19 protein-coding genes are annotated in these 18147 nt (G+C 45.0%); 16 read left to right on the forward strand and 3 right to left on the reverse strand.

Going from position 1 to position 18147, the window contains the following annotated elements:
* Positions 1-159 precede the first annotated feature (159 nt).
* Positions 160-405 carry an EF-hand domain-containing protein gene (locus AB2J24_RS08720; protein ID WP_162651397.1) on the forward strand — a complete coding sequence of 82 codons (246 nt, stop codon included), beginning with the start codon at positions 160-162 and terminating at the stop codon, positions 403-405.
* Between the two features lie 76 nt (positions 406-481).
* On the opposite strand, the gene AB2J24_RS08725 is transcribed toward AB2J24_RS08720, so the two are convergent.
* Positions 482-1108, reverse strand: coding sequence for a LysE family translocator (locus AB2J24_RS08725; RefSeq protein ID WP_367385203.1), 627 nt, complete (start codon positions 1106-1108; stop codon positions 482-484).
* 219 nt (positions 1109-1327) lie between these two features.
* On the opposite strand from AB2J24_RS08725, the gene AB2J24_RS08730 reads away from it, so the two are divergent.
* A complete protein-coding gene (locus AB2J24_RS08730) occupies positions 1328-1681 on the forward strand; it encodes a YigZ family protein (protein WP_162653240.1) in 354 nt (117 codons plus the stop codon).
* Positions 1682-1692: 11 nt separating this feature from the next.
* Here AB2J24_RS08730 and AB2J24_RS08735 read toward each other — a convergent pair whose 3' ends face one another.
* Both AB2J24_RS08735 and AB2J24_RS08740 read right to left on the reverse strand, forming a co-directional pair.
* Positions 1693-2538, reverse strand: coding sequence for a sterol desaturase family protein (locus AB2J24_RS08735; RefSeq protein WP_367385204.1), 846 nt, complete (start codon positions 2536-2538; stop codon positions 1693-1695).
* Positions 2535-3080 carry a TetR/AcrR family transcriptional regulator gene (locus tag AB2J24_RS08740; protein ID WP_367385205.1) on the reverse strand — a complete coding sequence of 182 codons (546 nt, stop codon included), beginning with the start codon at positions 3078-3080 and terminating at the stop codon, positions 2535-2537. Before AB2J24_RS08740 ends, AB2J24_RS08735 begins: the two co-directional genes overlap by 4 nt.
* A gap of 132 nt (positions 3081-3212) precedes the next feature.
* Here AB2J24_RS08740 and AB2J24_RS08745 point away from each other — a divergent pair, with 132 nt between their 5' ends.
* From AB2J24_RS08745 to odhB, 14 genes are all read left to right on the forward strand, one after another.
* Entirely contained in the window at positions 3213-3971 is a 759-nt protein-coding gene (locus AB2J24_RS08745; RefSeq protein WP_367385206.1) for an SDR family NAD(P)-dependent oxidoreductase, read from the forward strand.
* 275 nt (positions 3972-4246) lie between these two features.
* On the forward strand, positions 4247-4648 hold the full coding sequence (sdhC, locus tag AB2J24_RS08750) for a succinate dehydrogenase, cytochrome b556 subunit (RefSeq protein WP_367385207.1): 402 nt from the start codon (positions 4247-4249) through the stop codon (positions 4646-4648).
* A 3-nt stretch (positions 4649-4651) separates the two neighbouring features.
* Entirely contained in the window at positions 4652-5032 is a 381-nt protein-coding gene (gene sdhD / locus AB2J24_RS08755) for a succinate dehydrogenase, hydrophobic membrane anchor protein (protein ID WP_367385208.1), read from the forward strand.
* 5 nt (positions 5033-5037) lie between these two features.
* Complete coding sequence (gene sdhA, locus AB2J24_RS08760) at positions 5038-6882, forward strand: succinate dehydrogenase flavoprotein subunit (RefSeq protein ID WP_367385209.1); 1845 nt, start codon at positions 5038-5040, stop codon at positions 6880-6882.
* Positions 6883-6887: 5 nt separating this feature from the next.
* The gene (locus AB2J24_RS08765; protein WP_367385210.1) at positions 6888-7325 is read left to right on the forward strand and encodes a DUF3052 domain-containing protein; all 438 of its coding nucleotides are present in this window, start codon (positions 6888-6890) and stop codon (positions 7323-7325) included.
* Positions 7325-7840 (forward strand): AprI/Inh family metalloprotease inhibitor, encoded by a 516-nt coding sequence (locus AB2J24_RS08770; protein ID WP_162653232.1) that lies wholly within the window; start codon positions 7325-7327, stop codon positions 7838-7840. The genes AB2J24_RS08765 and AB2J24_RS08770 overlap by 1 nt, the downstream gene beginning before the upstream one ends.
* 1 nt (position 7841) lies before the next feature.
* Positions 7842-8621, forward strand: coding sequence for a succinate dehydrogenase iron-sulfur subunit (locus AB2J24_RS08775; protein WP_162653231.1), 780 nt, complete (start codon positions 7842-7844; stop codon positions 8619-8621).
* Between the two features lie 138 nt (positions 8622-8759).
* Entirely contained in the window at positions 8760-9281 is a 522-nt protein-coding gene (locus tag AB2J24_RS08780; protein WP_162653230.1) for a protease inhibitor Inh/omp19 family protein, read from the forward strand.
* A 34-nt stretch (positions 9282-9315) separates the two neighbouring features.
* Positions 9316-10458 (forward strand): cell division protein ZapE, encoded by a 1143-nt coding sequence (gene zapE, locus AB2J24_RS08785; RefSeq protein ID WP_367385211.1) that lies wholly within the window; start codon positions 9316-9318, stop codon positions 10456-10458.
* Between the two features lie 183 nt (positions 10459-10641).
* A complete protein-coding gene (gene mdh, locus AB2J24_RS08790) occupies positions 10642-11604 on the forward strand; it encodes a malate dehydrogenase (RefSeq protein ID WP_162653228.1) in 963 nt (320 codons plus the stop codon).
* Between the two features lie 25 nt (positions 11605-11629).
* Positions 11630-12823, forward strand: coding sequence for an ADP-forming succinate--CoA ligase subunit beta (gene sucC / locus AB2J24_RS08795; protein WP_162653227.1), 1194 nt, complete (start codon positions 11630-11632; stop codon positions 12821-12823).
* A gap of 3 nt (positions 12824-12826) precedes the next feature.
* Entirely contained in the window at positions 12827-13729 is a 903-nt protein-coding gene (gene sucD, locus AB2J24_RS08800; protein ID WP_162653226.1) for a succinate--CoA ligase subunit alpha, read from the forward strand.
* Between the two features lie 140 nt (positions 13730-13869).
* A complete protein-coding gene (locus AB2J24_RS08805; RefSeq protein ID WP_367385373.1) occupies positions 13870-16851 on the forward strand; it encodes a 2-oxoglutarate dehydrogenase E1 component in 2982 nt (993 codons plus the stop codon).
* Between the two features lie 57 nt (positions 16852-16908).
* On the forward strand, positions 16909-18132 hold the full coding sequence (gene odhB / locus AB2J24_RS08810; RefSeq protein WP_367385212.1) for a 2-oxoglutarate dehydrogenase complex dihydrolipoyllysine-residue succinyltransferase: 1224 nt from the start codon (positions 16909-16911) through the stop codon (positions 18130-18132).
* Positions 18133-18147: the final 15 nt, after the last annotated feature.

The following is an 18147-nucleotide window of genomic DNA, read 5'->3' on the forward strand; positions in this document are numbered from 1 at the left end:
CGCTTCAAACAAGTTACTAACTGAGACGCCACAATGTCTTAAATGTAAACCACCGAGATGCCACAACATCTCAAACTTAAACCCGAGACACCACAATGTCTCACATTTAAACCAACAGGAACGCCACAACGTTCCACAAACAAATGAATGGAAAATATTATGAAAATCGTACTTACAACAATCGCACTATCTGCAATGGCTCTAACTGGCGCATCTGCCCTTAACTTCACATCTGTTGATGATACACGTGGCGATGCAAACGGTGTATATGCATCTCAAGCTGGTGATGGTCTTGTGAGCATCCACGAAGCAAACCGTGCAGGCATCTCTGCTATCCAGTTCCATGCTGCTGATGCAGACGGAAACGGAAAATTGTCTCCAACAGAGTTCAGAAATCTTGGCTAATCGCTAACATTTTGAATATGAATTAAACCAATTGGTTTGGGCCGCATGTTAGATACGACATGCGGCTTTTTGAATTTTAGTTATTTGCACTCACGCTTGCCATTTTAATGCCAGCAAATATCAATGCTGTGCCTGCAGTTTTATTTACAGCATTTACAACCCATTCCTTCATGCCGCCACGTGTTAAGCGATCTCCAAGAAATGCATAAGAACCATAGGCAAGGCAATCGAGAAAAAAGGTTGTTACGCCCATGATCAAAAATTGAATTGCAATAGGTGACGATGTGTCGAGAAATTGCGGTAAGACGGCCGCAAAATACAGAAGTGCCTTTGGGTTTGCCAGTTCTATTACGAAGCCTTTGATGAACATTGCGCGATAGCGTGACTTTATTTTATCGGCACCGACCTTAATTGCACCTGATTTTGAGAAAATCGCATAGCCGCCGAGGAATATGAGATATGCAACACCTACCCATTTTATGATCGAGAAGAGTGTATGCGAAGCAATAATAAGTGATGCGATACCTGTTGCAGATAAAATGAAATAAATCACATTGCCCCAAACCACGCCTGCAGCACCAAATAAAGCTCTGCGACCACCATTTGTTGCACCTTGGGATGCAACTGTGATTGCTGCGGCACCGGGTGTAAAACAGATGACGAGTGTGGTCACAAAGAATAAGAGATACGTGTCCAGCTGCATAGGATAGGCCCTTTAGTGAATTTAGTTGTGATCAACACTTATGAGGAAAGGCAGATAAGGACAACCCGTTTCTTGAAAATCAATTACTCTTGCTTCCCGGCCAATTGATTTAATCTGACGGCTGTTGCTCTGGTGAATTGTAGGCATAGAGCCGTGATTAAGGGAAAATGATCATGCCAAAAGCTTGATCCTATTAATGATTACAGTTAATCCTCGTTCATGCTCATCCTAGATAACATAATAACTGATCGCGGATCAAAATATTCTGTTTCAGGTGGTCCGTGTCACTCAGCGGATGAAGCAAAAGCTTTCATAAAGGAGTTAAAGCGGAAAAAGAAATTCGCAAAGGCTACCCACAATACATGGGGGCTTTTGTGTGATGATGGTGAGATGAAAAACGATGATGGCGAAAGTGGTGCTGGTATGGTTATTTTGCGTATGCTGGAGCGAGCAGATGTTCGAAATCAAATTATCGTTGTGACCCGCTGGTATGGTGGAAAGCACCTGGGTGGTGATCGTTTTCGCCATGTGCAAAGTGCCGTTAGTCTTTATCTGGAAACCTTATCAAACTAATTACAGGTTTGCTATTTGGGTCTCCAGCCGGGGGGTGCAAAGAGTCGCATGAAAACCTCCTTGCTAGTTTTTGCCTTTCTTAAATCCTGCCAAAGTCCAGGAATTTCTGAAAACCAGACCTTGACTGGGTTGCGACTATCGAAGTCGCGCATAAGGCCATATTTGGGTGTCTCCTCTTCAACTTGAAACGAGCCGAATAGCCGGTCCCATATGATTGAAATTCCGCCATAGTTTTTGTCAAGATATTTACGATCAGAGCCATGGTGTACGCGATGGTGGGATGGCGTATTTAATATCCATTCAAGTGGGCCAAGCTTACCGATTGTTTCTGTGTGGATCCACGTTTGGTAGGCAAGAACTGTTAATATTCCAAAGAAAACCAGATCAGGTGGAAAACCAACTGCAATCATTGGAATATGCACCACCATTGACCAGACGCCTTCAAACGGACCAAAACGAACACCAGTAATTATATTAAACTCGCGTGACGAATGGTGGACCGCATGTTGTGTCCATAATATGCGAACCTGATGTGAGATACGATGCTCCCAGTAATAGGTAAAATCAGCTGCGATGATCGCTAATATTGCGACCCACCAATTAAACGGCAACTCCCATGGGATTACGTTTTCTGCCAAAATATAATAGAGGCCATAAGCACCGGTCATGATAAAAATTTCGACAAAAAGATACGGGATCTGTGTCGATGCACTGGCAAGCATTTCAAGAATGTTTTTGCTCTTTAGGGAACCTTTAAACCAAGCTTCCGCAATTTCAATAAGCAGAATGATCGCACCTATAATAAAAAATACGTCGTCGATCTCTGTTCCTAATTTTTCGATTGTTTCGATGTTCATGGTTTTAATCCAGTTGTTATCGTGCGCCAGACAAGATTGGCTGCTTGTCTAGGTGTTGCATCTTGATCTTTGACCAGAACCCAGGCGCTGTAGATGAGATTTTCATAGGTTTCCGCTATCCATTTTGTTGGCACATCACTCGAAAATGTGCCCTCCAACTTTGCTTGCTCAATTTCCTGAAAGAGCTCCTGTTTATCCGCAACATAGCGTTTGGCTATATTTGGGTCGCTTTCCACCGCTTCATGGGCGAGAAACCATTGCCGATTAGCCAGCGGGATAATGGCTTCTAGCGCTAGTTTTAACCCTTCGGTATGTGTTTGGGCGTGCGTTGTCGCCCCATCAACAGCGGCGTTGAGTTCGTCAAATGCAGAGTTGGCAAGTGCAATCATCAAATCTTCGCGGGAACTGAAATGCCTGTGTAACGTCGCACGACCGACACCAGCGTAGTTGGCAACTTCACCAAGAGATGCTGTTGGTTTTTCATTAAAAATTTGAAAGGCGGCTTCTAATATTGCCGCACGCGAGGTAAGTTTTATTTTCATAATGAGACAATTATGTATCATTTGATACAATGTCAATAGTCACTCATCACAAAATACGAGGGATGCTTGACAAGCCTATGCAGTCTGACGATTTTAGCGCACGTAACTCTCACTGTTTCAGGCAGGAATCTCATGACAAATCAATTTGCGGTCTATCCAAGCCTTGCGGGCAAAACTGTTATTATTACCGGTGGTGCATCTGGTATTGGCGCTGAAATGGTTAAGGCTTTTGCGCAACAAAAATCTAAAATTGGCATCATTGATATGGATATTGAGGGTGCGCGAAAACTAGCCAATGAGTTTGATGCTGAGATTGCATGTGCTGAGTGTGATCTGCGCGATATCGATCAGCTTAAATCTGCGGTAGCCAAGTTAGCCGATGAAATCGGCCCTGCAAGTGTGCTGGTTAATAATGCAGCGCGAGATGATCGTCATAATTGGGAAGATGTTACGCCTGAATATTTTGATGAACGAGTAGCCACAAATATGCGGCATCAGTTTTTTGCTATTCAAGCAGTTGCACCAGCCATGATTGAAATGGGCGGTGGATCGATCATCAATATGGGGTCAAATTCATGGTGGGAAGCTGGCGGAGGGTTTCCGGCATATACCACATCCAAAGCCGCTATTCATGGACTTACGCGCACAATGGCACGCGACCTTGGAGAGCATCGTATCAGGGTCAATGCAGTCGTTCCGGGCTGGATTATGACTGACAGGCAAAAGGAGCTTTGGGCTACACCGGAAACGCTTGAAGCCCATCGAAAACGCCAGTGTCTGCCCGATCTTATCGAGCCTGTTTACGTTGCACGCATGGTCGTTTTCTTGGCGTCTGATGATGCAGCCATGTGCACAGCCAGTAATTATATGGTTGAAGCGGGGTCGATATAGGGCTTGTTGATTGTTAGTCAGCTTTGAAATAATTTTAATATGTAAGTTCTTGTTTGGCCTTGTGAAGAATCATCTATTTCATGTTTAGTGATGATGTAAACCGATTTTATTTAACTCGGACTCTTTGCGAAGGCGATTCGAACTGCTAAAGAGGCCCTTAATGATGCATACTAGTTTCACAAGGTTGGACTGTTTCTTTTTGCGTGTCGTGACGTATCGAGAGGTTTCTCGGGGGAATAATCTGGCTTCAAAATCACTGCAGGGGGCCTCTTAATATGAGCAATGCACCTCGGACAAGGCCGTTGTCACCGCATTTGTCCATCTATAAACCTATTCCAACTATGGTTATGTCAATTGTGCACCGGATTACCGGCGCTGCTCTTTATTTTGGCACGATCCTTGTTGCTTGGTGGTTGATCGCCGCTGCTTCGGGTGAAGTCTATTTCGACTTCGTCAATGACATATTTAGCTCGTTGTTTGGTCGCCTTGTTTTGTTTGGTTACACATGGGCACTTGTTCATCATATGCTCGGTGGTATTCGCCATTTCATATGGGATTTAGGCAAAGGCTTTGATAAAGATATCACCACCAAAATGGCATGGGCAACGCTTGCGGGCTCAATTGTTCTAACCGTCCTCATTTGGATTATTGGTTACTCAGTTCGGATGGGAGGATAAGTCATGGATTATAAAACACCTCTAAGTAAAGTTCGCGGGCTGGGTTCAGCAAAAGAAGGAACGGATCACTTTTGGCGTCAGCGTTTAACTGCAATTGCCAATGTGCCGTTGTTGATTTTCTTTGTTGTTTTTTTGATCATGTATAATGGCGCTTCTTATGCGCAAGTTATTGCGGTATTGTCGAACCCGATCGTTACGGTTCTTTTTGGTTTGGTTGTTATTTCCGGCATTATTCATATGAAACTTGGTATGCAGGTTATCATTGAGGATTATGTGCACGGCGAGGGCGCAAAAGTTGTTCTATTATTATTGAATACATTTTTCTCTATTCTCATCGGTGCCTTGTCACTATTTGCAATTTTAAAACTTGGTTTCGGGGGCTAATCTAAATGGCAGCTTCAACGGATGCGCAGCAAAATGTAAACGGCGCTTATGAATATGTTGATCACGCTTACGATGTGATTGTAGTTGGCGCTGGCGGTGCTGGCTTGCGAGCGACGCTAGGTATGGCGGAGCAGGGCTTTAAAACAGCTTGTATTTCGAAAGTGTTTCCAACACGCTCTCACACTGTTGCTGCCCAAGGCGGTATTGCGGCAAGCTTAAATAATATGACGCCAGACAGCTGGCAATGGCATATGTATGACACGGTTAAGGGCTCTGATTGGCTCGGTGATGTTGATGCCATGCAATATCTTGCGATGGAAGCGCCAAAAGCGGTTTATGAGCTTGAGCATTATGGTGTGCCATTTTCTCGTAATGAGGAAGGTAAGATTTATCAACGACCATTTGGCGGTCATATGCAAAACTATGGCGAAGGCCCGCCGGTACAGCGTACATGTGCCGCGGCCGACCGAACTGGTCATGCCATTTTGCACACGCTTTACGGTCAATCTCTTAGGAATAATGCGGAATTCTTTATTGAATATTTTGCACTTGATCTCATCATGGAAGATGATGGTCGCTGCACAGGCGTTGTCGCTTGGAATTTGGATGACGGTAAGATTCACCGATTCTCAGCCAAAATGGTTGTACTTGCAACAGGTGGGTATGGTCGTGCTTATTTCTCTGCAACGTCAGCGCATACATGTACAGGTGACGGCGGCGGCATGGTGGCTCGTGCTGGCCTTCCGCTGCAGGATATGGAATTTGTTCAGTTCCACCCGACAGGTATTTACGGTTCCGGTACATTGATCACCGAAGGTGCACGCGGTGAGGGCGGTTATCTTGTCAACTCTGAAGGCGAGCGCTTTATGGAGCGTTATGCACCATCAGCAAAAGATCTTGCTTCTCGTGATGTTGTCTCTCGTTGTATGACAATGGAGATTCGCGAAGGCCGTGGTGTGGGTAAAGATAAAGATCACATTTTCCTTCACCTTGATCACCTTGATCCCGCGATTTTGGGAGAACGCTTACCTGGAATTTCAGAATCAGCCAAGATTTTTGCTGATGTTGATGTCACTCAAGCGCCAATTCCAGTATTGCCAACCGTGCACTATAATATGGGCGGTATTCCAACCAATCTGTGGGGTGAGGTGATTGACCCGAAACTTGGTGGACCTGATGCAGTTACACCAGGCCTCATGGCCGTAGGTGAGGCTGGTTGTGCATCTGTTCATGGTGCTAACCGTTTGGGCTCAAACTCATTGATTGATTTGGTGGTGTTTGGTCGGGCTGCAGCCATTCGCGCTGCGGAAGTTGTTGATAAGGACGGGCCAATTCCAACTCTTAACACAGCTGCATGTGATAAAATCATGGAACGTTTTGATGGCATTCGTCATTCAAGTGGTTCCACGCCAACTGCAGATCTTCGGGAAAAAATGCAGCGTGCTATGCAGGAAGATGCCGCGGTGTTCAGAACCCAAGAATCTCTCGAGTCAGGTTGCAAGCGCATCACTGAAATCTGGGGTGAGATGAAAGACATCAAGGTTACAGACCGCTCGATGGTTTGGAATTCTGATCTTGTAGAAACATTAGAGCTCACTAACTTGATGCCAAATGCTATCACGACGGTTTATGGCGCGGAAGCCCGTAAAGAAAGTCGTGGGGCGCATGCGCGTGAAGATTACACCGAGGGCAAGTTTGCCGGGCGTGATGATGAGAACTGGCGCAAACATACGCTAGCTTGGGTTGCTGATGATGGCAAAGTAACGCTTGATTATCGCCCCGTGCATTTAGATCTCATTGCAGAAGGTATCGATCTTGGGAAGATCGCTCCAAAAGCGCGGGTTTACTAAGTAAAATGACGATTGCAGCTTCAGGATATTCAGGCAAACCACTTGAGGCCAAAATGGGTCTCAAGGATGGCATGTCTGTTGGTTTTGTTGTGCTGCCTGATGATCTAGCGTCACTTACATCGGCAATGAAGTTTGAAGTATCTGAAAGATTTTCTGAATGGAAAGAGCTTATCGGAATTTCAAAGAAATTTGATGTCATACATGCTTTTACCAAAAGCGCGCTTGAAATAGAGACTTTGCTCGAAACTTTACAATCAGCGATAAAACGCGATGGTATGATTTGGGTGTCTTGGCCGAAGAAAGCCTCTAAAGTTGAGACTGATGTAACTGAGGACACAATTCGTAACAAAGCGCTTGAATTGGATTTGGTGGATGTAAAAGTCTGCGCCGTAAATGAGATTTGGTCTGGTCTTAAACTGGTTATCCGAAAGGAGCGGCGCTAATGTCTTCTTTCAAAGGGCTTTTTACCAGCGTTTTCGTTTTGACAGTGATTGGTTTATCAGTTTCTGCTTGCCAATCGGGTGCTGAAGATGATGGACGTTATAAAGAAGTTCCGACCAAAACATGGGAATGGCGTAAAACAAAAATTGGCGATGAGCCTGCCGTTGTGACTAAAACTGTGACTGAAGACGTCAAAATTGTGGATCGTGGACCTGCTTGGGAATTTCAAGGCAATTATTGGTTACGTGATTTGGGTGGTCGAGAATGTATTTTGTTTCTAAGCTCAGCTTTACTGAAGCCGGATTGGTTGTCTGTTAAACTTTCAAATGATTGCTCGAATGGAATGAGACATATTGGCGGTTGGCGCCTTATTGGCGAAAATATTGCGCTTCTTAATGCATCTGGAAACCCTATCGGATATTTTGAACGGGATCAGACTTTTAAACGTATCTATAAAGGCGACCTAACAATCACCACCGGTGAGCGTTTTTCTGCTTCGCTTCAGAAGGATTTATAAAATGGTTGAACTTACACTTCCTAAAAATTCAACGGTTGAAAAAGGCAAGACCTGGCCGAAGCCTGATGGCGCGCAGAATGTACGCGAATATCAGATTTATCGTTGGAGCCCTGACGATGATGCAAACCCAACTGTTGATACATTTTATGTTGATGTCGATGATTGCGGACCAATGGTTCTTGATGGACTTTTGTGGATTAAGAACAAAGTCGACCCAACGCTCACACTGCGCCGTTCTTGTCGTGAGGGAATTTGTGGTTCGTGTGCCATGAATATTGACGGCACCAACTCTCTAGCTTGCACGAAGGGTATGAGTGAAGTCGATGGGACGGTCAAGATTTATCCATTACCACATTTGCCCGTGGTTAAAGATTTGGTGCCGGATCTGACTAATTTTTACGCGCAACATCGTTCCATAGAACCTTGGTTGCAAACAGTAACGCCAACACCTGCTAAAGAGTGGAAACAAAGCCACGAAGATCGCGCAAAATTGGATGGACTTTATGAATGTATCTTGTGTGCGTGTTGTTCAACATCATGCCCAAGCTATTGGTGGAACGGTGATCGTTATCTTGGGCCGGCTGTTCTTTTGCAAGCCTATCGTTGGTTGATTGATAGTCGCGATGAAGCAACTGGAGAGCGGTTGGATAACTTAGAAGACCCATTCCGCTTGTATCGTTGCCATACAATTATGAACTGTGCGCAGACATGTCCAAAGGGACTTAATCCAGCAAAAGCAATTGCTGAAATTAAGAAGATGATGGTTGAACGCAGAGTGTAACCGATTACTCTGATTGATTTTTGCCTTATTCACGTCGAATTTTTGTATATTTTTAACCATATTCGTGTTCTATAACTCGAAAATGGCTTGGGTAGTTCTTACTCTGGTTAGTGGCGTCCGTCTTCGAGGAGTTTGAACATGCGCTTGACATATATGGTAACAGTCATTGCAGCACTTGCCGCACTTCAAGGGTGCCAAAGAACAAGTTTTGGTGGTTTGCAACCTCAGGCGCAGCCACTAGCGCAACCAGCTCCACTTAACCCGGCGCCAGTTGGCGGTGTAGAAGCAGGTCAATTGCCCGATGCAACTGCGCAAGGCCAATTTCCTGATGCACCGAATGCACCAGCAGCTAATCTAGATCAGGTTGCGACAAATGCCCAACCTCTTACAAAAGAAGAATTGATCGGTCGCTGGACACTTGCATCCGGTGGTCAGTCTTGTGATGTCTTCTTATCGCTCACAAAATGGACCGGCGGTTTCCGCGCTGCATCTCGCGGGTGTTCTGCAGGTCTTGCACTTGTTTCAGCTTGGAATGTTGAGGGCAAACAGGTTGTTCTTGCTGATAGTTCTGGCTCAAATGTTGCTCGTCTTTATAAAACAGCATCCGAGCGCTTTGATGGTTCCACGACAGGTGGCCAAGCCATCAATATGGGGCGATAGGGCTGTTATCGGTAGCTGGTTCGGGTAACGCTCCATGCCTCAATCTCAGATGTCGACTGTCAAAAGCGAGTATGAGCTTCGTATTCGAGCTGGCGATGTTACATCTGATCCAAAACAAGATCTCATCATTCAATATCTTGATAAAGTACTGTATTATATCAGTACCAAGCGTATGGCTTCCAAATCAAGCGCATTGGGTTGGCTATTTGCTAAGAAGTATAAGCCGGAAGAAGCTGTAAAAGGCCTTTATATTCACGGCTCGGTTGGACGTGGTAAAACCATGCTGATGGACATGTTCTTTGCACTTGTTCCCGCAAAGCACAAACGTCGTGTTCACTTTAATGATTTTATGGCGGATGTGCATAACCGTATTCATGCGCATAGAGAAAAGTTCAAGGCAGGTGAAACCAAAGAGAAGGATCCAGTCCTTCCTGTTGCCACAGCGCTCTATGAGGAAGCTTGGGTTCTATGCTTTGATGAGTTTTCAGTGACCGATATTGCCGATGCAATGATTCTGTCTCGATTATTCGAACAGCTATTTGCAAAGGGGTGCGTGTTGATTGCGACTTCAAATGTAGCGCCAGACAATCTCTACAAGGATGGTTTAAACCGTTCCTTATTTCTACCTTTCATTGATATCCTTAATAAGTATGTTGAAGTGTTGAGCTTGGATTCGCCGACAGATTATAGAATGGAGAAAACTAATCAGTTGCCAGTCTATATCTCTCCGCTTGGGGATGATGCAGCTAGGCTTATGGATGAGGCATGGCAACAGATCACTGCGGGTAAGCAGATTATAGAGAATGTTACAGTCGAGGTGAAAGGGCGTCAAATTCCCATACCAATATCTGGGGGAGGGTGCGCGCGTTTTTCATTTGATGATCTTTGTGGGAAGCCATTAGGAGCCTCTGACTACATAGCGATTGCCGAGGAGTTTCATACAATTGTTTTGGATGATGTACCTCAACTTGGAAATGAAAAACGCAATGAAGCAAAACGGTTTATCACGCTCATAGATACGCTTTATGATAAAAAAATTCGACTCTTCATTTCCGCCGATGCGCTGGCGGATGGGCTTTATTCAGACACAAATGGAACCGAGGCATTTGAGTTTGCAAGAACAGCTTCACGTTTGTTTGAGATGCAGAGTGTGGACTATCTAGAATCAAAAGAATAACAATGCATAAAAGAAATTTATTGAGGAAAAATTTTACCTTTACGTAAGAATAAAATAATTTAAACGATTGAAATCATTGAACTTCAAAAATGGGTTTGCATTTTTGAAAATTGGATTCTATCTCTTTTGGGAAATTCAGCAACTCTGTCTGAACAGTTCAAGTAAATATTGGAGACGAGCTCTATGGCACGGAATAAAATTGCACTCATCGGTTCAGGTATGATCGGTGGAACTTTAGCGCATTTGGCAGCAATGAAAGAATTGGGCGATGTTGTCCTTTTTGATATCGCAGAAGGCATCCCACAAGGTAAGTCACTGGATATCGCAGAATCATCTCCAGTAGACGGATTTGACAGTGCGCTTAAGGGCGCAAATGATTATGAAGATATTGCAGGTGCAGATGTTTGTATTGTAACTGCCGGCGTCGCACGTAAGCCAGGTATGAGCCGCGATGACCTGCTTGGTATTAATCTGAAGGTTATGGAACAGGTTGGCGCAGGCATTGCAAAATATGCACCAGACGCATTTGTAATCTGTATTACAAACCCGCTTGATGCGATGGTTTGGGCTTTGCAAAAATTCTCAGGTCTTCCTAAAAATAAAGTTGTTGGTATGGCAGGCGTTTTGGATTCAGCACGCTTCCAACACTTCCTTGCCGATGAGTTTGATGTCTCGGTTAAAGATGTAACAGCATTTGTGCTTGGTGGTCATGGTGACACAATGGTGCCATTGGCGCGTTATTCCACAGTTGGCGGCATTCCACTTACTGATCTGGTTTCAATGGGTTGGACAACAAAAGAGCGTTTGGAAGAAATCATTCAGCGCACACGTGATGGCGGTGCAGAAATTGTTGGCTTGTTGAAGACAGGTTCAGCTTATTATGCGCCAGCTGCATCTGGCATTAAAATGGCTGAAGCATATTTGAAAGATCAAAAGCGCATTATTCCATGTGCTGCACATCTTTCCGGTCAGTATGGCGTTAAAGATTTGTATGTCGGCGTACCAACAGTGATTGGCGCAAATGGCGTTGAACGTGTGATTGAGATCGATTTGAATAAATCAGAGCAAGACGCATTTGATGCATCTGTTTCAGCAGTTGTCGGCCTTTGTGACACATGTGCTGGAATTGCTCCCAACCTTAAATAATGTCCAAGACAGGAAATAGAAATTTATGAATATTCATGAATATCAAGCCAAGGCTTTACTAAAGTCATTTGGTGCACCGGTGGCGCAGGGCGTGCCGATTTTATCCGCTGATGATGTGGATGCGGCAATCGAAGCACTACCAGGACCGCTTTATGTGGTTAAAAGCCAAATACATGCTGGTGGTCGCGGGAAAGGTAAGTTTAAAGAGCTTGGCGCGGACGCCGCTGGCGGTGTTCGTCTGGCTTTCAATCCTGACGAAGTGAAATCACACGTTGCTGAAATGCTCGGCAACACGCTTGTAACAAAACAAACTGGCCCTGCTGGTAAACAAGTCAATCGCCTTTATCTTGAAGATGGCGCTGATATTGATCGCGAGCTTTATTGCTCGCTTTTGGTTGATCGTACTGTTGGCCAAGTCGCTTTTGTGGTTTCCACTGAAGGCGGTATGGACATTGAAGCCGTAGCGGAAGAAACACCTGAAAAGATCATCACAGTCGCGATTGATCCTGACAATGGTGTGACTGCTGGCGACATTGCAAAAATCAATTCAGCTCTAGAGCTTGATGGTGATGCGGCAAAGGACGGATCTGATCTTTTCCCAATCCTTTACAACGCTTTTGTTGAAAAAGACATGGCTCTGTTGGAGATCAATCCTTTGATTGTTATGAAAGACGGCCATTTACGTGTTCTTGATGCAAAAGTGTCTTTCGATGGAAATGCAGTTTTCCGCCACGAAGACATTCAGGAATTGCGTGATCTAACCGAAGAAGATGCTAAAGAAATTGAAGCATCTAAATATGATCTTGCCTATGTGGCTCTTGATGGTGACATTGGCTGTATGGTCAATGGCGCTGGTCTTGCCATGGCAACCATGGATATTATCAAGCTTTATGGTGCAGAACCTGCCAACTTCCTCGATGTTGGTGGCGGTGCGACCACTGAAAAAGTAACCGCTGCATTTAAAATCATTACATCTGATCCGAATGTTAAGGGCATTTTGGTCAATATTTTCGGTGGTATCATGAAATGTGATGTTATCGCGGAAGGTGTTGTGACTGCTGTTAAAGAAGTCGGTCTCAAAGTGCCACTAGTTGTGCGTCTTGAAGGGACCAATGTTGAAGCTGGTAAGAAAATTATCAATGAATCTGATGTCGATGTGATCGCAGCGGATGATTTGGATGATGCAGCTCAGAAAATTGTCAAAGCGGTGAAGGGATAATCGATGTCTATTCTCATTAATAAAGACACCAAAGTTCTCGTTCAGGGCTTAACTGGTAAAACTGGTACATTCCACACTGAACAGGCGCTTGCTTATCATGGCACGCAAATGGTTGGTGGTATTCATCCGAAAAAAGGCGGGCAAACATGGGAAGGTAAAGGTGGCGAAAAGCTTCCGATCTTCGCAAGTGTTGCCGAAGGTAAAGCCGCAACGGGCGCAAATGCTTCTGTTGTTTATGTGCCGCCTGCAGGTGCAGGCGCTGCAATCATCGAAGCTATTGATGCTGAAATTCCATTGATCATCTGCATTACAGAAGGCATTCCAGTTTCTGACATGGTGAAGGTGAAGGCCCGTTTGGACAAATCAGATTCACGTCTGATCGGACCAAACTGTCCTGGCGTTATGACACCTGATGAATGTAAAATTGGTATTATGCCGGGTAATATCTTCAAAAAAGGTTCTGTTGGTATTCTATCGCGCTCTGGCACGCTGACTTATGAAGCAGTGTTCCAAACAACGAATGAAGGCCTTGGTCAAAGTTCGGCTGTTGGCATCGGTGGTGATCCGGTTAAAGGCACTGAATTTATCGATATGCTTGATCTTTATCTTGATGATCCGGAAACGGAAAGCATCATTATGATCGGCGAGATCGGTGGTTCTGCTGAGGAAGAAGCGTCTGAATGGTTGATCGAGCAAGCTAAACTTGGTCGTAAAAAACCAATGGTTGGCTTTATTGCTGGTCGTACAGCACCTCCAGGCCGAACGATGGGCCACGCTGGTGCTGTGATTTCTGGTGGTAAAGGCGGCGCTGATGATAAAATTGCTGCTATGGAAGCTGCGGGTATTACAGTTTCACCATCGCCGGCACAGCTCGGGAAAACACTTGTTAAAGTGTTGAACGGTTAGATATTGCAGCCGGCTTTTAGTTTAAAGGCCGGCTGATTTTGCGCATGTTGGAAGCGGTAGGGATAGACCAAATCCAGCTATAAGAAGAACAGCCGAATGTTCGGCAAAATATAGGGGACGAGGATACTCGTTTTTTGATGATGGCACGCCAAGAAGCCAACGAATTCTTCCAACAAACTTCATTTCTGGATGGTACAAATGGTGCCTATATTGAAGATATGTATGCGCGATTTATTGATGATCCAGGTTCTATCCCCAAAGAATGGGCAAGTTTCTTTGCGGAGTTAGGTGATGATCCGGAAAGTGTCGTAAAATCTGCGCTGGGTGCATCTTGGGAAAAACCTCATTGGCCACAGCAACCAAACGGCGAGCTTGTTTCTGCGCTTGATGGAGATTGGGGTACTGTTGAAAAGCACGTCGAAACTAAATTAACAGAAAAAGCAGTTGAAAAAGGTCAGCCCGCTGATCAATCTCAAATTCAACAAGCTGCGCGCGATAGTGTTCGCGCCATTATGATGATCCGTGCCTATCGCATGCGTGGTCACTTGCATGCCGAACTAGATCCTCTCGGCATCGCCAAGAAAAAAGAAGCTTATGACGAATTGCTGCCATCTGCTTACGGTTTCACGGAAGAAGATAATGAGCGCAAGATTTTTATCGATCATGTGCTTGGTCTAGAATACGCAACTATCCCTGAAATGGTTGATATCCTTCAACGCACCTATTGTTCAACAATGGGTGTGGAATTTATGCATATATCCAACCCGGAAGAAAAATCATGGTTGCAGCAGCGCATTGAGGGACCTGATAAAGCGATTGAGTTTTCGGAAAATGGTAAGAAAGCGATTTTGCAAAAACTGATTGAGTCCGAGGGATTTGAGAAGTTTATCGATGTTAAATATAAGGGCACAAAGCGCTTTGGCCTTGATGGCGGTGAATCGCTTATTCCTGCGCTTGAACAGATTATCAAACGCGGTGGCAATCTTGGACTTAAGGAAATTGTATTCGGAATGGCTCACCGTGGCCGTTTGAATGTTCTATCTCAAGTGATGGCCAAGCCTCACAGAGCGATTTTTCATGAATTTAAAGGTGGTTCATTTACACCGGATGAAGTCGAAGGTTCGGGTGATGTAAAGTATCACTTGGGCGCATCTTCTGATCGCGAATTTGATGGCAATAAAGTTCATCTGTCGCTAACAGCAAACCCGTCTCACCTTGAAATTGTCAATCCTGTGGTCATGGGTAAAGCGCGGGCAAAACAAGATATCATCGGTAAGATCGAAGGTGATATAGTACCGCTTTCTGAACGTGCCCAAGTTATGCCACTTTTGTTGCATGGTGATGCTGCATTTGCCGGCCAAGGTGTGATTGCTGAAATATTAGGTCTGTCTGGTCTGCGTGGACATCGCGTTGCAGGTACTGTTCACTTTATCATCAATAACCAAATTGGCTTTACAACTAACCCTGCTTTTTCTCGTTCTTCCCCTTATCCATCTGATGTGGCCAAGATGATTGAAGCGCCTATTTTTCATGTGAATGGTGATGATCCAGAAGCCGTGGTCTATGCAGCAAAAGTTGCAACTGAATATCGAATGAAGTTCCACAAGCCTGTGGTAATCGATATGTTCTGTTATCGCCGCTACGGCCATAATGAGGGTGATGAGCCTGCTTTCACTCAGCCGAAGATGTACAAAGTTATCCGAGCTCATAAAACAACCGTTGATATTTACGGTGAGCGTCTCGTTAAAGAGAATGTGATCTCACAGGCTGAATTTGATGGCATGAAAGCTGATTGGCGTGCAAATCTTGAGAAAGAATTTGAAGCTGGACAGGCTTATAAACCAAACAAGGCCGACTGGCTTGATGGTCAATGGGCGGGTTTAAACACTGCAAATAATGCTGATGAGCAACGTCGTGGTAAAACCGCAGTGCCGACAAAGACGCTTCGTGAAATTGGCCAGAAGCTTTCAACAATCCCTGAGGGGTTTAAAGCGCACAGAACGATCGAACGTTTTATGAAAAACCGAGCCAAAATGATTGAAACCGGTGAAGGTCTTGATTGGGCAATGGGTGAGGCGCTTGCGTTTGGTTCAATTTGTAACGATGGTTCTCGTGTACGTCTATCTGGCCAAGATTGTGAACGTGGTACGTTCTCGCAGCGCCACTCAGTTCTTTATGATCAAGAAACCGAAGACCGTTATATTCCCTTAGCACATGTTGCGCCCAAACAAGGCGAGTATGAAGTGATTAACTCTATGCTGTCTGAAGAGGCTGTGCTTGGTTTTGAATATGGCTATTCGCTCGCACAACCAAATGCATTAACACTTTGGGAAGCACAATTTGGTGATTTTGCAAATGGTGCGCAGGTTCTGTTTGATCAGTTTATCTCATCTGGGGAGCGCAAATGGTTGCGCATGTCGGGCTTGGTTTGCCTATTGCCGCATGGTTATGAAGGTCAAGGTCCGGAGCATTCATCGGCTCGTCTTGAACGTTTCTTGCAGCTTTGTGCGGAAGATAATATGCAGGTTGCAAATGTGACCACACCAGCAAACTATTTCCATATTTTGCGTCGCCAGTTAAACCGTGATTTCCGCAAACCGCTTATTGTGATGACGCCGAAATCTCTGCTTCGTCATAAACGAGCTGTTTCAAGCTTTTCCGAACTTACGGGTGAGAGCACATTCCACCGTCTTCTTTGGGATGATGCAGAAATGCTCAAGGATTCACCAATTCAGTTACAGAAAGACAAGGATATTCGCCGCGTCGTGATGTGTTCTGGTAAGGTTTATTATGACCTTTATGAAGAGCGTGAAAAGCGTGGCATTGATGATATATATCTCTTGCGTCTTGAGCAGCTTTATCCATTCCCTGCAAAAGCTTTGATTAATGAACTATCTCGCTTTCAGAATGCGGAGATGGTTTGGTGTCAAGAAGAGCCGAAAAACATGGGTGCATGGTCGTTCATTGATCCATATTTGGAATGGGTTCTTGCACATATCAATGCCAAGTACCAACGTGTTCGTTACACAGGTCGCGCAGCAGCGGCATCTACAGCAACTGGTTTGATGTCACAGCATTTAGCGCAACTTGAGGCATTCCTTGAAGACGCGCTCGGTAATTAATTGTGTAATTAGTAGAATTTGAATTTAACGATATTAGAACAAACGAAAGAAAACATTATGGCTACTGAAGTTCGTGTCCCCACATTAGGCGAATCTGTTTCTGAGGCCACTATTGGCACATGGTATAAAAAAGTGGGCGATGCCATTAATGTCGATGAACCGATTGTAGAGCTTGAAACAGACAAGGTAACGATTGAAGTGCCAGCGCCAACATCTGGCGTTTTGGCAGAAATCATTGCCAATGAAGGGGACACAGTTGAAGTCAACGCGCTTCTCGCTCAGATTGCTGAAGGTGAGGGGGCTAGCGCCGCACCTGCCGCTAGTGTAGAGCCTGCCGCCGCTTCTCCATCACCAACACCTGCACCAGCTGCCACAACTCCGACAGCTGCTCCAGCCATGCCAGCTGCACCATCGGCGCAAAAAATGATGGCAGAAAATAATGTTACTGCTGATCAAGTTGAGGGATCTGGTAAACGGGGTCAGGTTCTGAAAGGTGACGTCATCGATGCGCTTTCAAAAGACGTCGCCGCGCCAGCCGCTCCTATTGCCGCTCCTCGTGCACCAACAACAGAGGCCGATGCGCCACGTGAAGAACGTGTGAAAATGACGCGTCTACGTCAAACAATTTCAAAGCGATTGAAGGATGCGCAAAATACAGCGGCTATGCTGACAACCTATAACGAAGTCGACATGACGGCCGTTATGGAAATGCGTAAGAAATATAAAGAACTGTTTGAGAAAAAACATGGTGTGAAACTCGGTTTCATGGGTTTTTTCACCAAGGCAGTTTGCCATGCTTTGCAGGAAATTCCAGCCGTTAATGCCGAGATTGATGGAACTGATCTTGTTTATAAAAACTTTTGCCATATCGGTGTAGCTGTCGGTACAGATAAAGGTCTGGTTGTTCCTGTTGTTCGCGATGCTGATGCGATGTCAATTGCGGGTGTGGAACAAGAAATCGGTCGTCTTGGCAGAGCGGCGCGCGATGGGCAGTTGGGGATGGCCGACATGCAAGGCGGTACATTCACCATTTCAAATGGCGGTGTCTATGGCTCGCTGATGTCCTCTCCAATTTTGAATGCACCACAATCTGGTATTTTGGGTATGCATAAAATTCAGGAACGTCCCGTTGCTATTGGTGGACAAGTTGTCATTCGTCCAATGATGTATTTGGCATTGTCGTACGATCACCGTGTTGTCGATGGTAAAGAAGCTGTGACATTTTTGGTCCGCGTGAAAGAGAGCCTTGAAGACCCAGAGCGTCTTGTTCTTGATCTCTAAATCTATAGGTTTGAT

The sequence above is a fragment of the Lentilitoribacter sp. EG35 genome (assembly GCF_040784015.1).
Classification (GTDB): domain Bacteria; phylum Pseudomonadota; class Alphaproteobacteria; order Rhizobiales; family Rhizobiaceae; genus Lentilitoribacter.

Excerpts from the sequence above, each read along its gene's own strand:
- AB2J24_RS08720 (WP_162651397.1), top strand. The coding sequence starts at position 160 with ATGAAAATCGTACTTACAACAATCGCACTATCTGCAATGGCTCTAACT.
- AB2J24_RS08725 (WP_367385203.1), bottom strand. The coding sequence starts at position 1,108 with ATGCAGCTGGACACGTATCTCTTATTCTTTGTGACCACACTCGTCATC.
- AB2J24_RS08730 (WP_162653240.1), top strand. The coding sequence starts at position 1,328 with ATGCTCATCCTAGATAACATAATAACTGATCGCGGATCAAAATATTCT.
- AB2J24_RS08735 (WP_367385204.1), bottom strand. The coding sequence starts at position 2,538 with ATGAACATCGAAACAATCGAAAAATTAGGAACAGAGATCGACGACGTA.
- AB2J24_RS08740 (WP_367385205.1), bottom strand. The coding sequence starts at position 3,080 with ATGAAAATAAAACTTACCTCGCGTGCGGCAATATTAGAAGCCGCCTTT.
- AB2J24_RS08745 (WP_367385206.1), top strand. The coding sequence starts at position 3,213 with ATGACAAATCAATTTGCGGTCTATCCAAGCCTTGCGGGCAAAACTGTT.
- sdhC (WP_367385207.1), top strand. The coding sequence starts at position 4,247 with ATGAGCAATGCACCTCGGACAAGGCCGTTGTCACCGCATTTGTCCATC.
- sdhD (WP_367385208.1), top strand. The coding sequence starts at position 4,652 with ATGGATTATAAAACACCTCTAAGTAAAGTTCGCGGGCTGGGTTCAGCA.
- sdhA (WP_367385209.1), top strand. The coding sequence starts at position 5,038 with ATGGCAGCTTCAACGGATGCGCAGCAAAATGTAAACGGCGCTTATGAA.
- AB2J24_RS08765 (WP_367385210.1), top strand. The coding sequence starts at position 6,888 with ATGACGATTGCAGCTTCAGGATATTCAGGCAAACCACTTGAGGCCAAA.
- AB2J24_RS08770 (WP_162653232.1), top strand. The coding sequence starts at position 7,325 with ATGTCTTCTTTCAAAGGGCTTTTTACCAGCGTTTTCGTTTTGACAGTG.
- AB2J24_RS08775 (WP_162653231.1), top strand. The coding sequence starts at position 7,842 with ATGGTTGAACTTACACTTCCTAAAAATTCAACGGTTGAAAAAGGCAAG.
- AB2J24_RS08780 (WP_162653230.1), top strand. The coding sequence starts at position 8,760 with ATGCGCTTGACATATATGGTAACAGTCATTGCAGCACTTGCCGCACTT.
- zapE (WP_367385211.1), top strand. The coding sequence starts at position 9,316 with ATGCCTCAATCTCAGATGTCGACTGTCAAAAGCGAGTATGAGCTTCGT.
- mdh (WP_162653228.1), top strand. The coding sequence starts at position 10,642 with ATGGCACGGAATAAAATTGCACTCATCGGTTCAGGTATGATCGGTGGA.
- sucC (WP_162653227.1), top strand. The coding sequence starts at position 11,630 with ATGAATATTCATGAATATCAAGCCAAGGCTTTACTAAAGTCATTTGGT.
- sucD (WP_162653226.1), top strand. The coding sequence starts at position 12,827 with ATGTCTATTCTCATTAATAAAGACACCAAAGTTCTCGTTCAGGGCTTA.
- AB2J24_RS08805 (WP_367385373.1), top strand. The coding sequence starts at position 13,870 with ATGGCACGCCAAGAAGCCAACGAATTCTTCCAACAAACTTCATTTCTG.
- odhB (WP_367385212.1), top strand. The coding sequence starts at position 16,909 with ATGGCTACTGAAGTTCGTGTCCCCACATTAGGCGAATCTGTTTCTGAG.